Annotated in this window: 11 protein-coding genes; 10 read left to right on the top strand and 1 reads right to left on the bottom strand. The window is 67.1% G+C overall.

Going from position 1 to position 14,220, the window contains the following annotated elements:
- Window positions 1–25: 25 nt before the first annotated feature.
- The 7 genes from I6I07_RS31230 (at window position 26) to I6I07_RS31200 (ending at window position 9,437) form a co-directional block, all read left to right on the top strand.
- On the top strand, window positions 26–1,912 hold the full coding sequence (locus I6I07_RS31230; protein ID WP_198485066.1) for a dipeptide ABC transporter ATP-binding protein: 1,887 nt from the start codon (window positions 26–28) through the stop codon (window positions 1,910–1,912).
- A 66-nt stretch (window positions 1,913–1,978) separates the two neighbouring features.
- Window positions 1,979–3,532 carry a glutathione ABC transporter substrate-binding protein GsiB gene (gsiB, locus tag I6I07_RS31225; protein WP_198485063.1) on the top strand — a complete coding sequence of 518 codons (1,554 nt, stop codon included), beginning with the start codon at window positions 1,979–1,981 and terminating at the stop codon, window positions 3,530–3,532.
- Window positions 3,533–3,620: 88 nt separating this feature from the next.
- Window positions 3,621–4,541, top strand: a complete 921-nt coding sequence (gene gsiC, locus I6I07_RS31220; protein ID WP_049072229.1) for a glutathione ABC transporter permease GsiC — start codon at window positions 3,621–3,623, stop codon at window positions 4,539–4,541.
- A gap of 7 nt (window positions 4,542–4,548) precedes the next feature.
- Window positions 4,549–5,451: a glutathione ABC transporter permease GsiD gene (gene gsiD / locus I6I07_RS31215; RefSeq protein WP_006393528.1), complete on the top strand. Its 903-nt coding sequence runs from the start codon at window positions 4,549–4,551 to the stop codon at window positions 5,449–5,451.
- A 169-nt stretch (window positions 5,452–5,620) separates the two neighbouring features.
- Window positions 5,621–6,715 (top strand): P1 family peptidase, encoded by a 1,095-nt coding sequence (locus tag I6I07_RS31210; protein ID WP_198485060.1) that lies wholly within the window; start codon window positions 5,621–5,623, stop codon window positions 6,713–6,715.
- A gap of 20 nt (window positions 6,716–6,735) precedes the next feature.
- Complete coding sequence (locus I6I07_RS31205) at window positions 6,736–7,638, top strand: M55 family metallopeptidase (RefSeq protein ID WP_198485056.1); 903 nt, start codon at window positions 6,736–6,738, stop codon at window positions 7,636–7,638.
- Window positions 7,639–7,646: 8 nt separating this feature from the next.
- Window positions 7,647–9,437 carry an aminopeptidase P family protein gene (locus I6I07_RS31200; RefSeq protein WP_198485053.1) on the top strand — a complete coding sequence of 597 codons (1,791 nt, stop codon included), beginning with the start codon at window positions 7,647–7,649 and terminating at the stop codon, window positions 9,435–9,437.
- A 77-nt stretch (window positions 9,438–9,514) separates the two neighbouring features.
- On the opposite strand, the gene I6I07_RS31195 is transcribed toward I6I07_RS31200, so the two are convergent.
- Window positions 9,515–10,519 (bottom strand): hypothetical protein, encoded by a 1,005-nt coding sequence (locus I6I07_RS31195; RefSeq protein ID WP_198485050.1) that lies wholly within the window; start codon window positions 10,517–10,519, stop codon window positions 9,515–9,517.
- A 192-nt stretch (window positions 10,520–10,711) separates the two neighbouring features.
- Here I6I07_RS31195 and I6I07_RS31190 point away from each other — a divergent pair, with 192 nt between their 5' ends.
- From I6I07_RS31190 to eno, 3 genes are all read left to right on the top strand, one after another.
- Window positions 10,712–12,364 carry a CTP synthase gene (locus I6I07_RS31190; protein ID WP_198485047.1) on the top strand — a complete coding sequence of 551 codons (1,653 nt, stop codon included), beginning with the start codon at window positions 10,712–10,714 and terminating at the stop codon, window positions 12,362–12,364.
- A 227-nt stretch (window positions 12,365–12,591) separates the two neighbouring features.
- Window positions 12,592–12,876 (top strand): DUF1330 domain-containing protein, encoded by a 285-nt coding sequence (locus I6I07_RS31185; RefSeq protein WP_198485044.1) that lies wholly within the window; start codon window positions 12,592–12,594, stop codon window positions 12,874–12,876.
- Between the two features lie 4 nt (window positions 12,877–12,880).
- Window positions 12,881–14,167, top strand: a complete 1,287-nt coding sequence (eno, locus tag I6I07_RS31180; RefSeq protein WP_006393534.1) for a phosphopyruvate hydratase — start codon at window positions 12,881–12,883, stop codon at window positions 14,165–14,167.
- Window positions 14,168–14,220: the final 53 nt, after the last annotated feature.

Here is a 14,220-nt window from a genome sequence, read left to right as displayed (position 1 = left end):
GTAAGTTTTGGGGATTACTAGAGATATGGTTGATCGCGCAAACAGCCTGGCGCTGCCGGATAACCGCGTGGTCCAGGTCGACGACCTGACGGTGCGCTTCGTGGGCTCGGAGCGCACGGTCGAAGCCGTGCGCAACCTGTCGTTCCATGTGGACCGGGGCGAGACCCTGGCCATCGTGGGCGAATCGGGTTCGGGCAAGTCGGTGACGTCGCTGGCGCTGATGCGCCTGGTGGAACATGGCGGCGGCCGCATCGCCCAGGGCAGCATGGCCCTGCGCCGGCGCAATGGCTCCGTGATCGACCTGGTCAACGCCAATCAGCGCGCCATGCGCAATGTGCGCGGCGCCGACATGGCCATGATCTTCCAGGAGCCGATGACCTCCTTGAATCCGGTGTTCACCGCCGGCGACCAGATCGCCGAGTCGATCCGCGAGCACCAGGGCATGGACGCCGCGGCCTCGCGCGCCGAAGCCCTGCGCATGCTGGAGCAGGTGCGCATCCCGGAAGCCAAGTCGGTGCTGGACCGCTACCCGCACCAGCTGTCGGGCGGCATGCGCCAGCGCGTCATGATCGCCATGGCGCTGGCCTGCAAGCCGGCGCTGCTGATCGCCGATGAACCCACCACCGCCCTGGACGTCACCATCCAGGCGCAGATCCTGCAACTGATCCGCCAGCTGCAGGAAGAGATGCACATGGGCGTGGTGTTCATCACCCACGACATGGGCGTGGTCGCCGAAGTGGCCGACCGCGTGCTGGTCATGTACCGCGGCGACAAGGTCGAGGAAGGTCCGTCGGCGTCGTTGTTCGCCGCGCCCCGGCACGCCTACACCAAGGCGCTGCTGTCGGCCGTGCCGAAGCTGGGCGCGATGCAGGGCACCGACCTGCCGGCGCGCTTCCCGCTGCTGCAGGTGGACGGCAAGGCGCAGCCCGTGGCCGAACCCGGCGCCACCAGCACGCAGGAAGTGCCGGCAGCGCGCCGCGAGCCGATTCTGAGCGTGCGCGACCTGGTGACGCGTTTCGACCTGCGCGGCGGCATCCTGAGCCGCGTGCAGCGCCGCGTGCACGCCGTGGAAAAGGTCAGCTTCGACCTGTACCCCGGCGAGACGCTGTCGCTGGTGGGCGAGTCTGGTTGCGGCAAGTCCACCACCGGCCGTTCGTTGCTGCGCCTGGTGGACAGCCAGGGCGGCGAGATCCGCTTCGGCGGGCGCGACATCGTGCGCCTGAAGACCTCCGAACTGCAAGCCCTGCGCCGCGACATCCAGTTTGTGTTCCAGGACCCGTTCGCCTCGCTCGATCCGCGCGTCACGGTCGGTTTCTCGATCATGGAACCGCTGCTGGTGCACGGCGTGGCCAAGGGCAAGGAGGCCGAGCAGCGCGTGGCCGAACTGCTCGAGCGCGTCGGCCTGCCGCCCGAAATGGCGCAGCGCTATCCGCATGAATTCTCTGGCGGCCAGCGCCAGCGCATCTGTATCGCGCGCGCCCTGGCCCTCAATCCCAAGGTCGTGATCGCGGATGAATCGGTGTCGGCGCTGGACGTGTCGATCCAGGCGCAGATCGTCAATCTGCTGATCGACCTGCAGCGCGACATGGGCATTTCGTTCCTGTTCATTTCGCACGACATGGCCGTGGTCGAGCGCGTCAGCCATCGCGTGGCCGTCATGTACCTGGGACAGATTGTCGAGATCGGCCCGCGCCGGGCCATTTTCGAGAACCCGCAGCACCCGTATACCAAGAAGCTCATGGCCGCCGTGCCGATCGCGGATCCGTCGCGTCGCCACATGAAGCGCACCTTGCTGTCCGATGAAATTCCCAGCCCGATCCGCAAGCTCGGCGACGAGCCGGTGGTGCAACCGCTGGTACAGGTAGGAACCGATCACTTCGTCGCCCGCCACGCGGTCGGCGGAGCGTATTGAGTCAGTTGTCGTACTTGTTTTTCTTCCACCAAACCCCCTAATTCCGTACAGGAACCAGGAGTTGCAATGATGAAAGTTCTGCGCCCCACCAAGCTGATGGCCGCCGCCGCGGTGGCCTTCGGCGTGCTCACCTCGCCGCTGGCGCATGCTGCCAAGGACGTGACGTTTGCCGTCTCCATCGCACTGGAAACGCTCGACCCGTACAACACCAACAGCACGCTGAACCAGGCGGCCGGCAAGGCCTACTACGAAGGCCTGTTCGAGTTCGACAAGGACCTGAAGGTCCAGAAGGTCCTGGCCACCGACTACACCGTCAGCGAAGACGGCCTGGTCTACACCTTCAAGCTGCGCGATGGCGTCAAGTTCCATGACGGCACCCCGTTCAACGCCGAAGCCGTCAAGATCAACTTCGACCGCCCGGCCAATCCGGACAACCGCCTGTCGCGCTACATCCAGTTCAGCGTCATCGAGAAGATCGACGTGATAGACCCGCTGACCGTCAAGATCACCCTGAAGAAGCCGTTCTCGGCCTTCATCAACGCGCTGGCCCACCCGGCCGCCATGATGATCTCGCCGGCCGCGCTGGCCAAGTACGGCAAGGAAATCGGCTTCCACCCGGTCGGCACCGGCCCGTTCGAATTCGTCGAATGGAAACCGGCCGAATACCTGAAGGTCAAGAAGTTCGACGGCTACTGGAAGAAGGGCTACCCGAAGGTCGACACCCTGACGTTCCGCACCGTCACCGACAACAACACCCGCGCCGCCGTGGTGCAGACGGGCGAAGCGCAATTCGCCTTCCCGGTGCCGTTCGAGCAGGCCGCCGTGCTGGCCAAGAACGACAAGCTGGACGTGGTCGACCACAAGAACTCGATCATGGCCCGCTACCTGTCGATGAACACGCAGCAAAAGCCGTTCGACAACGTCAAGGTGCGTGAAGCCATCAACTACGCCATCAACAAGGAAGCCCTGGCCAAGGTCGCTTTCTCGGGCTACGCCACCATCGTCGATGGCGTCGTGCCGACCGGCGTGGACTTCGCCCACAAGACCGGCCCGTGGCCGTACGACATCAAGAAGGCCAAGGCCCTGCTGGCCGAAGCCGGCTACCCCAACGGCTTCGAAAGCCAGCTCTGGTCCGCCTACAACGACGGCACCTCGGTGAAGGTAGTGCAGTTCTTGCAGCAGCAACTGGCGCAAGTCGGCATCAAGGTGTCGGTGGAAGTGCTGGAATCGGGCCAGCGCGTGCAGCGCGTGCAACAGGTGCAGAAGCCTGAAGACGCCAAGGTCCGCATGTACTACGCCGGCTGGTCGTCCTCGACCGGCGAAGCCGACTGGGGCCTGCGTCCGCTGCTGACCACCGCCGCTTTCCCGCCGGTGCTCAACAACGTGTCGTACTACTCGAACAAGTCGGTTGACGACGGCATCCAGCAAGCCCTGGCCACGACCGACCGGGCCAAGAAGACCGAGATCTACAAGACCGTTCAGGAAACCATCTGGAAGGACGCCCCGTGGGCCTTCCTGGTGACCCAGAACAACCTGTACGTGAAGTCGAAGAACCTGTCGGGCGTGTACGTGGAACCGGACACCTCGTTCTGGTTCGGCGACATCGATCTGAAGCAGTAATCCGGCGGTAACTCTCGGGGCCGCAAGGCCCTTGCAAGGCCACATACGGCGGGGACGCGGTGTCCCCGCCGATGTTGCAGGAATTTCAATGCTGACCTATATCGTCAAACGTCTTTTGGGCATGATCCCCACGCTGCTGCTGGTGGCCGTGGTCGTGTTCCTGTTTGTGCACATGCTTCCGGGCGACCCGGCGCGACTGGCCGCGGGCCAGGAGGCCGACCAGCAGACCGTCGAACTGGTGCGCAAGGAACTGGGGCTGGATCTGCCCCTGCCGCAGCAGTTCGTGCGCTACTTCAGCCACATGCTGCAAGGCGACCTGGGTACCTCGCTGCGTACCAAGCGTCCCGTCTCGACCGAAATCGCCGACCGCTTCATGCCCACCATGTGGCTGACGATCGCCAGTATGGCCTGGTCCGTCACCTTCGGCATGATCATCGGGATCGTGTCCGCCGTCTGGCGCAACCGCTGGCCCGATCGCCTGGGCATGACGCTGGCGGTGTCCGGCATCTCGTTCCCCGCATTCGCGCTGGGGATGATGCTGATGCAGATCTTCTCCGTGAACCTGGGCTGGCTGCCGACCGTGGGCGCCTCCAGCTGGAAACACTACATACTTCCGTCCATCACGCTGGGCGCGGCCGTGGCCGCGGTGATGGCGCGCTTCACCCGCGCTTCCTTCGTCGAAGTGGTGCAGGAAGACTTCGTGCGCACCGCCCGCGCCAAGGGCCTGAGCGAGCGCCGCGTGGTCATCAAGCATGCGCTGCGCAACGCGCTGATCCCGGTCGTCACCATGATGGGCCTGCAGTTCGGCTTCCTCCTGGGCGGCTCGATCGTGGTCGAGACGGTGTTCAACTGGCCCGGCCTCGGCCGCCTGCTGGTCGATGCCGTGACCCAGCGCGACTACCCGGTGATCCAGGGCCTGGTGCTGCTGTTCTCGTTCGAATTCATCCTGATCAACCTGATTGTCGACGTGCTCTACGGCGTCATCAATCCCAGCATCCGTTACAAGTGAGGCGGCCATGAGCAATACGACACCCGCCGCAACCGTCGCCACCGCCGCGCCCAAGAACGACGTGCGCACGCCCGCCACCGAGTTCTGGCGCAAATTCAAGAAGCAGAAGCTGGGCGTGGGCGCCGGCATCTTCGTCCTGCTGCTGGTCGTGGTGGCGGTTTTCGCCCCCTGGATCGTGCCGTTCGATCCGGAGAACTTCTTCGACTACGACGCGCTCAACGCCGGCCCGTCGCTGACGCACTGGCTGGGCGTGGACTCGCTGGGCCGCGACATCTTCAGCCGCATCATCATGGGCGCGCGCATCTCGCTGGCGGCCGGTTTCCTGTCCGTCGCCATGGGCGCCGTCGTCGGCACCTTCATGGGCCTGATGGCCGGTTACTACGAAGGCTGGTGGGAACGCATCACGATGCGCATCTCCGACGTGCTGCTGGCGTTCCCCGGCATGCTGCTGGCCATCGGCGTGGTCGCGATCCTGGGCTCGAGCATGGTCAACGTGATCGTGGCCGTGGCCGTGTTCAGCGTGCCGGCGTTCGCCCGCCTGGTGCGCGGCAACACGCTGTCGATCAAGCAAATGACCTACGTCGAGGCGGTCAAGAGCGTGGGCGCGTCCGACTGGACCATCATCATGCGCCACATCCTGCCCGGCACGATCTCGCCGATCGTGGTGTACGGCACGATGCGCATCGGCACCTCGATCATCACCGCGGCCAGCCTGTCGTTCCTGGGCATGGGCGCCTCGCCCCCCACGCCGGAGTGGGGCGCGATGCTGAACGAGGCGCGCGCCGACATGGTGATCGCCCCGCACGTGGCGATCTTCCCGGCGCTGGCGATCTTCCTGACGGTGCTGGCGTTCAACCTGCTGGGCGACGGCCTGCGCGACGCGCTCGATCCCAAGATCGATCGCAAGTAACCCCCAAGCGGATGATGGCCGCCGCGCCGGCCGCCCCTCGGGGCTCGGCGCGCGCCATCGGTTCCCTTGCCGCCGCCCGCGTCCGGGCGCCCGCCTCGCGGCGCGCGCCACGGCCACGCAGGACGGCGGCATTTTGCATTCTGGAGCGTGGCGACACGCAGCGACAAGCATGGACAAACAAGCGTTGGACCAACCCCGCATCGGCAAGCTGGAGCCCGGCCCGCTCGACTCGATCTGCGACGTGGGCGACATCACCGTCGGCCACAGCACGCTGGACGACGGCGCGCGGCAGACCGGCGTGACCGTGGTGCGCCCGCACGGCGGCAACTTGTTCCTGGACAAGGTGCCGGCGGCCGCGACGGTGCTGAACGGTTTCGGCAAGAGCACCGGCCTGGTCCAGGTGCAGGAACTGGGCGTGCTGGAAACGCCGATCGCGCTGACCAACACCTTCGGCGTGGGCACCGTGGCCAACGCCCAGATCCGTTCGGCGGTGGCGGCCAATCCCGAGATCGGCCGCGGCATGTCGACGGTCAATCCGCTGGTGTTCGAGTGCAACGACGGCTACCTGAACGACATCCAGGCCATGGCGGTGCAGGAGTCGCACTACGCCCAGGCGCTGGCCGCCGCGGACAAGCGCATGGCGCAGGGCGCGGTCGGCGCCGGCCGCGGCATGTCGTGCTTTTCCTTCAAGGGCGGCATCGGCTCGGCCTCGCGCGTGGCGTCGATCCAGCCGGGCCTGCGCCACACCGTGGGCGCGCTGGTGCTGGCCAATTTCGGCCGCCTGCCCAATCTGACCGTGGCCGGCCGGCCCTTCGGCCGGCGCCTGGCGGATCAGCTGGACCGCGGCCTGGCGCAGGCGGGCGAGAACGCCGCCATCGTGCCGGAGAAGGGGTCTATCATCCTGCTGGTGGCGACCGATGCGCCGCTCGACGCGCGCCAGTTGCGCCGCCTGTCGCTGCGCGCCGGCGCCGGCCTGGCCCGCACCGGCTCGGTGTTCGGCCATGGCAGCGGCGACATCGCGCTGGCGTTCTCCACCGCCTACACCGTGCCGCAACAGGCCGAGCAGCCGATGCCGGCGCTGGCCATGCTGCACGAAACCCGCATCGATCCGCTGTTCGAGGCGGCCGCCGAGGCCTGCGAGCAGGCCATCATCGCCGCGCTGTGGCAGGCCGAAAGCGTGCGGGGCCGCGACGGCCATCACCGCGCCGCCCTCCGCGACGCCGCTCCCGACTGGCGCCAATGGCTGGCGGACACCGAATTCTGAATCCTACCAAGGCACACCCCATGAAGATCCTGATTTCCACCGATATCGAAGGCGTCGCCGGCGTCTTCCACGCAGAACAAGTGCGAGCCGGCAACGGCGAATACGAGCGCGCCCGCGCCTGGATGACGGCCGAGGCCAACGCCGCCGTGCAGGGCGCCATCGCCGGCGGCGCCGAAGAGATCCTGGTCAACGATTCGCACGGCGGCTTTCGCAACCTGCTGCCGGACGGCATCGACGAACGCGCCCGCCTGGTGCTGGGCAAGCCGCGCTACCTGGGCATGATGGGCGGCCTGGAAGAGGGCTGCGACGCCGTCTTCATGATCGGCTACCACTCGCGCTCGCAGGGCCGCGGCATCCTCGCGCACACCATCAACAGCTTCGCCTTCTCGCGCGTCTTCATCAACGGCATGGAATTGGGCGAGGCCGGCCTGTACGGCGCGTTGGCCGGCGAAATGGGCGTGCCCGTCATCCTGGCCACCGGCGACGACGTGTTCATCGCCGAGACCACCGACCTGTTCCCTGGCGCGCAATGGGTGCAGACCAAGGTCGCGCACGGCCAGGGCAGTGGCGTGACGCTGTCGCCGGCGGCCTCGCGCCGCGCGATCGCCGCCGCCGCGGAGACCGCGGTGCGGAACGTGAAGGGAACGACCCCCACGCCGCGCCCGCAAGGCGGGCTTGCTGCCCCCCAGGGGGGCGTTTCCACCTCGGGGCGGCCCAGCGGTGGAAAGGCGGTGCCTTTCCGCATCCCCGCCCCTATAGAATGCCGGTTGCAGACCCAGAGCGCGGCGCTCGCCGACCTGTTCTGCATGTGGCCCACGCTCGAACGCGTGGACGGCGTGACGCTGCGGTTCACCACGGACAGCATGCAGGCCGCCGTTCGCACCTTGAACAGCCTGGCCGCCATGTCCTTCATGTTGCGCTAAGGAAACCCATGTCCAGCACCGACACCCGTATTGCCCAACTGCGGCAGGCCATGCGCCGCCGCGGCCTGTCCGCCTATATCGTGCCGTCCTCGGATCCGCACCTGTCCGAATACCTGCCGGCGCGCTGGCAGGGCCGGCGCTGGCTGTCGGGCTTCACGGGCTCGGTGGGCACGCTGGTCGTGACGGCCGATTTCGCCGGCCTGTGGGTCGACAGCCGCTACTGGGTGCAGGCCGAGGCGCAACTGGCCGGCACCGGCGTGCAGCTGATGAAGATCGCCGTCGCCACCACGCCGGGCCACGTGGACTGGCTGGCCGCCAATACCCGCGCCGGCGACGTCATCGGCGTCGATGGGCAGGTGCTGGGCCTGGCCGCGTTCCGCGCGCTGTCGGTGGCCGCCGCCACGTCGGGCGCCGCGCTGGAAATCCGCGCCGACCTGCTCGACGACATCTGGGCGGACCGCGCCGGCCTGCCGCAGGCCGCGATCTACGAACACGTGGCGCCGCAGGCCTGTGTCGCGCGCGCCGACAAGCTGGCCAAGGTGCGCGCCGCCATGCGCGCCCATGGCGCCGACGTGCATTTCGTCAGCACCCTCGACGACATCGCCTGGCTCTTCAACCTGCGCGGCGCCGACGTCGACTACAACCCGGTGTTCGTCGGCCACGCGCTGATCGGTCCGGACCACGCCACGCTGTTCGTGGCCGACGGCAAGATCGACGCCGCCCTGCGCGCCACGCTGGCCGCCGACGGCGTCGAGGTGGCCGACTACGCCCAGGCCGCCGATGCGCTGGCCTCGCTGGAACGGGACCAGAAACTGCTGATCGACCCGGCCCGCGTCACCTGCGGCGTGTTCCACGCGATGGATCCGGCGGTGCCGCGCGTCGAAGCCATCAACCCGTCCACCCTGATCAAGTCGCGCAAGACCGACGCCGAGCTGGCCAATGTGCGCCACGCCATGGCGCAGGATGGTGCCGCCCTGTGCGAGTTCTTCGCCTGGTTCGAAGCCGCGCTGGGCAACGAGCGCATCACCGAGCTGACCATCGACGAGCAGATCACCGCCGCCCGCGCCCGCCGCCCGGAATACGTCTGCCCCAGCTTCGCTACCATCGCCGGCTTCAACGCCAACGGCGCCATGCCGCACTACCGCGCCACGGCCGAATCGCACGCCACCATCGAGGGCGACGGCCTGCTGCTGATCGACTCCGGCGGCCAGTACCTGGGCGGCACCACCGACATCACCCGCGTGGTCGCGGTGGGCACGCCCAGCGCCGACCAGAAGGTCGACTTCACGCTGGTGCTCAAGGGCATGATCGCGCTATCGCGCGCCTCGTTCCCGCGTGGCACGCCGTCGCCGATGCTGGACGCCATCGCGCGCGCCCCGATCTGGGAAGGCGGCGCCGAATACGGCCACGGCACCGGCCACGGCGTGGGTTATTTCCTGAACGTGCACGAAGGCCCGCAGGTCATCTCCTACCGCGCGGCCCCCGGCCCGCACACGGCCATGGAGCCGGGCATGATCACCTCCAACGAACCGGGCATCTACCGCCCGGGCCGCTGGGGCGTGCGCATCGAGAACCTGGTGGCCAACCGCGCCTGGCTGACGTCCGAGCTGGGCGAGTTCCTGTGCTTCGAGACGCTGACGCTGTGCCCGATCGACACGCGCTGCATCGAACCGTCGCTGCTGCGCGCCGACGAAATCGCGTGGCTCAACGACTACCACGAGACGGTGCTCAAGCGCCTCTCGCCGCTGGTGGAAGGCGAGGCCCTGGACTGGCTGGAGCGTCGCACCGCGGCCATCTGAACGTCGTGTCCGACCATGAAAAAAGGCCCCGAGGGGCCTTTTTTCATGGCATGCGCGGCATCGCGCGGCGCTCAGGCTCAGGCCGACGCGATCTCCGGCGGCGTCCGGCGGCGGTAGAACAGCCGGGCGCCGAGGTAGCAGCTCAGCGCCAGCAGCACACTGTAGATCAGCACCGACACCACCGAGGTCGTGTACGACGCGGCCGTGCGCATCAACTGGCTCCAGGTCATGGTCCAGAGGACCAGGAGAGCCAAGCCGATTCCCAGCACCTGGGTCAGCCAGAAGGCGAAGGTGCCGTGGCCGATGGCGCGGCCCATGCCGGCCGTGCCGAGCGCTTGCGGCAGGCTGCGCAGGCAGACCCATGCGGCCAGCGCCAGCAGCAACGCGGGCACGATCCAGTAGCCGATCGCGTGTTCCAGCATGCCGGCCGATCCCGCATCGTTCATGAAGTACAGGCCCACCACCAGCGCGACATGCAATTGCCACAGCAGCAGCGTCAGCGCGGCGATCCACGCGGCGTGGCGCCGCTGCATGAACGGCGCCTGCGTGGCGGCGACGGGCGTGACGCTCCAGGCCGCGATGCGCACCGCCAGCCAGCTGCCCAGGATGGTGAGCAGGATGGCGCACAGCTTGGGCGGCAGGGCCATCAGGAGCATGCGGCGGACGCCGTAATAGCCGAAGGCCTGGTCCACCCATTCCTTGTGCCTGAAGATGAGCGTGTAGAAACCATGATGCAGCAACGCCAGACCGGTCGAGATCAGCACGAACAGCACCAGCCAGACCGCCAGCAGCACGGCCACCATCCGGCCCGGACGGTCGACGTCGCCCGCGTTGTGCCGGCGCAGCCAGCGCTGCGTGGCGCCCCAGGTGGTCAGGCCGACCAGGATGCAGCCGACGACGATGTTCACCACCGTGCTCGCCACCATGTCGGGCCGGGAAAATGCCTCGCGCGTCAGCGCGGCCAGCGGTCCGGCGCTTACCAGGTAGAGCTGGAGCAGGATGGCGCCCAGCAGCTGCAGGCCGATGGCGGCGGTGGTCAGGCGCCTGGCCAGCGCGTTCGGGTGTGCGGTCGGAAGGTTCATCGGCAAGGGCCTCGGGGCGACGAAATCGGGGACGACCATAGCATGAAGGTCGCCGCGACGGAATTTCGGTCAGCCGCGCGTGTGCAGCCAAATGTTACGCGTGGCCGCTAGGGGAAAACCCAGACAAGTTCCGCCTCCCGGCTATAATCCAAATTTCCCGCACGCGCCCGCTCGTCCCGGGCGCTTATTACGATGACCAAATACGTATTTGTCACCGGCGGAGTGGTGTCTTCCCTGGGCAAGGGCATCGCCGCTGCGTCGCTTGCCGCCATCCTCGAGTCGCGTGGTCTGCAGGTCACCATGCTCAAGCTCGACCCCTACATCAACGTCGATCCGGGCACCATGAGCCCGTTCCAGCACGGTGAAGTGTTCGTCACGGAAGACGGCGCCGAAACCGACCTGGACCTGGGCCACTACGAGCGTTTCGTGTCCGCCCGCATGCACAAGGTGAACAACTTCACCACCGGGCAGATCTACGAATCGGTGCTGCGCAAGGAGCGCCGTGGCGACTACCTGGGCAAGACCGTCCAGGTCATTCCGCACATCACCAACGAGATCCAGGACTTCATCGCCCGTGGCGCTGACGCCGCCTGGAACGGCAACACCGACGTCGCCATCGTCGAGATCGGCGGCACCGTGGGCGACATCGAATCGCTGCCCTTCCTGGAAGCCGCGCGCCAGATGAGCCTGCGCATGGGCCGCAACAACGCCGCCTTCGTGCACCTGACGCTGGTGCCGTTCATCGCGTCCGCCGGCGAGCTCAAGACCAAGCCGACCCAGCACTCGGTGCAGAAGCTGCGCGAAATCGGCATCTACCCGAACGCGCTGCTGTGCCGCGCCGACCGTCCCATCCCGGACGACGAGCGCGCCAAGATCTCGATGTTCTCCAACGTCCCCCTGGATGCCGTCATCTCGGTGTGGGACGCCGACTCGATCTACAAGATCCCGGCCATGCTGCACAAGCAGGGCGTGGACAACATCGTCTGCGAGGCGCTGGGCCTGACCCCGCCGCCGGCCGACCTGTCCATGTGGGACAACCTGGTCTACGCGCTCGAACACCCCGAGCACCAGCTGACCATCGGCATGGTCGGCAAGTACGTCGACCTGACCGAATCGTACAAGTCGCTGACCGAAGCCCTGGTGCACGCCGGCATCCACACGCGCTCGAAGATCAACATCGAGTACATCGATTCCGAAGACATCGAGACCCGCGGCACCGACCAGCTCAAGCACCTGGACGCCATCCTGGTGCCGGGCGGCTTCGGCAAGCGCGGCACCGAAGGCAAGATCGCCGCCATCCGCTACGCCCGTGAAAACGGCGTGCCGTACCTGGGCATCTGCCTGGGCATGCAACTGGCCGTGATCGAATTCGCGCGCCACGTGGCCGGCCTGGGCGGCGCCAACAGCACCGAGTTCGATCCGTCGGCGCCGCACCCCGTGGTGGCGTTGATCACCGAGTGGATGGACCGCGAAGGCAAGGTCGAGAAGCGCGACAACTCGTCCGACCTGGGCGGCACCATGCGCAAGGGCGCACAGCGCGTGCCGATCAAGTCCGGCACCCGCGCCCAGTCGATCTACGGCGACGAAGTCAACGAGCGCCATCGCCACCGCTACGAAGTCAACAACGTCTACGTGCCGCGCCTGGAAGAGGCCGGCATGGTGATCAGCGCGCGCACCCCGACCGAGAACCTGCCGGAAATGATGGAACTGCCCGACCACCCCTGGTTCGTCGGCGTCCAGTTCCACCCGGAGTTCACGTCCACCCCGCGTGACGGCCATCCGCTGTTCTCCAGCTACATCCGCGCCGCCATCGAGCAGAAGGCTCGCCGCGGCCAGGGGGCGTAATGGGGGCCGGCGGCACCGAGCCGCGCATCTGCGCCGCCCGGGCCGCCGGCCTTGTTCCCGCCTTCGCTCCTGGCGGACAATGCGCCGTGGCCGCGCGCCACGGCGCTGCTTTCGGATACAACCACTTAGCATCGGACAGGCACGGCCCGGCCGTGTTGCGAGACACTGCCCGTGTCATGCGGTCCGGCGCCGCGACCCCATCAACGCAACTGCTCTGAAGGAACCCCATGAGTGCCTACCTCATCGCCGACGTCACAGTGACCAAGCCCGCGCAGTACGAGGATTACAAGCGTCTGTCCACGCTCGCCATGCGCGCGTACGATGCCAAGATCCTGGTGCGCGGCGGCGAATCCCGGCACCTCGAGGGGCGTGAGCCCGGCCGCACCGTCGTCATGGAGTTTCCGTCCCTGACCGCGGCCCAGGCCTTCTACGACTCCTGGCAGTACCGACGCGCCCGCAATGCCCGCGAAGGCGCGGCCGTGATGAATATGTTTATCGTTCAGGGAATGTAAAGTCATGAGTGCAATCGTCGATATCATCGGCCGCGAGATTCTGGATTCGCGCGGCAACCCGACCGTCGAATGTGACGTGTTGCTGGAATCCGGCGCCATGGGCCGCGCGGCCGTGCCGTCGGGCGCATCCACCGGCGCCCGCGAAGCCATCGAGCTGCGCGACGGCGACAAGAGTCGCTACCTCGGCAAGGGCGTGCTGCGCGCCGTCGAGAACCTCAATACCGAAATCTCGGAAGCGCTGATGGGCCTGGATGCCCAGGAGCAGACCTTCGTCGATCGCACCCTGATCGAACTGGACGGCACCGAGTCCAAGGAACGCCTGGGCGCCAACGCCCTGCTGGCCGCCTCGATGGCCGTGGCCCGCGCCGCCGCCGACGAATCCGGCCTGTCGCTGTACCGCTACTTCGGCGGCAGCGGCCCCATGAGCATGCCCGTGCCGATGATGAACGTCATCAACGGCGGCGCGCACGCCAACAACACCCTCGACCTGCAGGAACTGATGATCCTGCCGGTGGGCGCGGGCAGCTTCCGTGAAGCCCTGCGCTGGGGCGCCGAAGTCTTCCACATGCTCAAGAAGCTGATCCACGGCCAGGGCATGTCCACCGCGGTGGGCGACGAGGGCGGTTTCGCCCCCAACGTGGCCAGCCACGAAGCCGCGATCCAGCTGATCCTGAAGGCCATCACCGAAGCCGGCTACGAGCCGGGCACGCAGATCGCTCTGGGCCTGGACTGCGCCAGCTCCGAGTTCTACCGCGACGGCAAGTACACGCTGGCCGGCGAAGGCGGCATCTCGCTGTCCTCGCAGGAATTCACCAACCTGCTGGCCACCTGGTGCGACAAGTACCCGATCATCTCGATCGAGGACGGCATGGCCGAAAACGACTGGGACGGCTGGAAGCTGCTGACCGACCAGCTCGGCAAGAAGGTGCAACTGGTGGGCGACGACCTGTTCGTCACCAACACCAAGATCCTGCGCGAAGGCATCCAGAAGGGCGTGGCCAACTCGATCCTCATCAAGATCAACCAGATCGGCACCCTGACCGAAACCTTCGCCGCCATCGAAATGGCCAAGCGCGCCGGCTACACCGCCGTCGTCTCGCACCGTTCGGGCGAAACCGAGGATTCGACCATCGCCGACATCGCCGTGGCCACCAACGCCATGCAGATCAAGACCGGCTCGCTGTCGCGTTCGGACCGCATGGCCAAGTACAACCAGCTGCTGCGCATCGAGGAAGAGCTGGCCGAAGTCGCGTCGTACCCCGGTCTGGAAGCCTTCTACAACTTGCGTTAATGTAAGCGGGCCGCGGCGCGCGCCGCGGCCTTCTTTGCGCCACGACTGCTGAG

Source organism: Achromobacter deleyi (assembly GCF_016127315.1).
Lineage (GTDB): Bacteria > Pseudomonadota > Gammaproteobacteria > Burkholderiales > Burkholderiaceae_B > Achromobacter > Achromobacter insuavis_A.
The sequence above is the reverse complement of the archived record's forward strand: the minus strand, read 5'-3'. Positions and strand labels throughout refer to the sequence as shown.

Excerpts from the sequence above, each read along its gene's own strand:
- gsiB (WP_198485063.1), top strand. The coding sequence starts at position 1,979 with ATGATGAAAGTTCTGCGCCCCACCAAGCTGATGGCCGCCGCCGCGGTG.
- I6I07_RS31190 (WP_198485047.1), top strand. The coding sequence starts at position 10,712 with ATGACCAAATACGTATTTGTCACCGGCGGAGTGGTGTCTTCCCTGGGC.
- eno (WP_006393534.1), top strand. The coding sequence starts at position 12,881 with ATGAGTGCAATCGTCGATATCATCGGCCGCGAGATTCTGGATTCGCGC.
- gsiC (WP_049072229.1), top strand. The coding sequence starts at position 3,621 with ATGCTGACCTATATCGTCAAACGTCTTTTGGGCATGATCCCCACGCTG.
- gsiD (WP_006393528.1), top strand. The coding sequence starts at position 4,549 with ATGAGCAATACGACACCCGCCGCAACCGTCGCCACCGCCGCGCCCAAG.
- I6I07_RS31200 (WP_198485053.1), top strand. The coding sequence starts at position 7,647 with ATGTCCAGCACCGACACCCGTATTGCCCAACTGCGGCAGGCCATGCGC.
- I6I07_RS31230 (WP_198485066.1), top strand. The coding sequence starts at position 26 with ATGGTTGATCGCGCAAACAGCCTGGCGCTGCCGGATAACCGCGTGGTC.
- I6I07_RS31205 (WP_198485056.1), top strand. The coding sequence starts at position 6,736 with ATGAAGATCCTGATTTCCACCGATATCGAAGGCGTCGCCGGCGTCTTC.
- I6I07_RS31195 (WP_198485050.1), bottom strand. The coding sequence starts at position 10,519 with ATGAACCTTCCGACCGCACACCCGAACGCGCTGGCCAGGCGCCTGACC.
- I6I07_RS31185 (WP_198485044.1), top strand. The coding sequence starts at position 12,592 with ATGAGTGCCTACCTCATCGCCGACGTCACAGTGACCAAGCCCGCGCAG.
- I6I07_RS31210 (WP_198485060.1), top strand. The coding sequence starts at position 5,621 with ATGGACAAACAAGCGTTGGACCAACCCCGCATCGGCAAGCTGGAGCCC.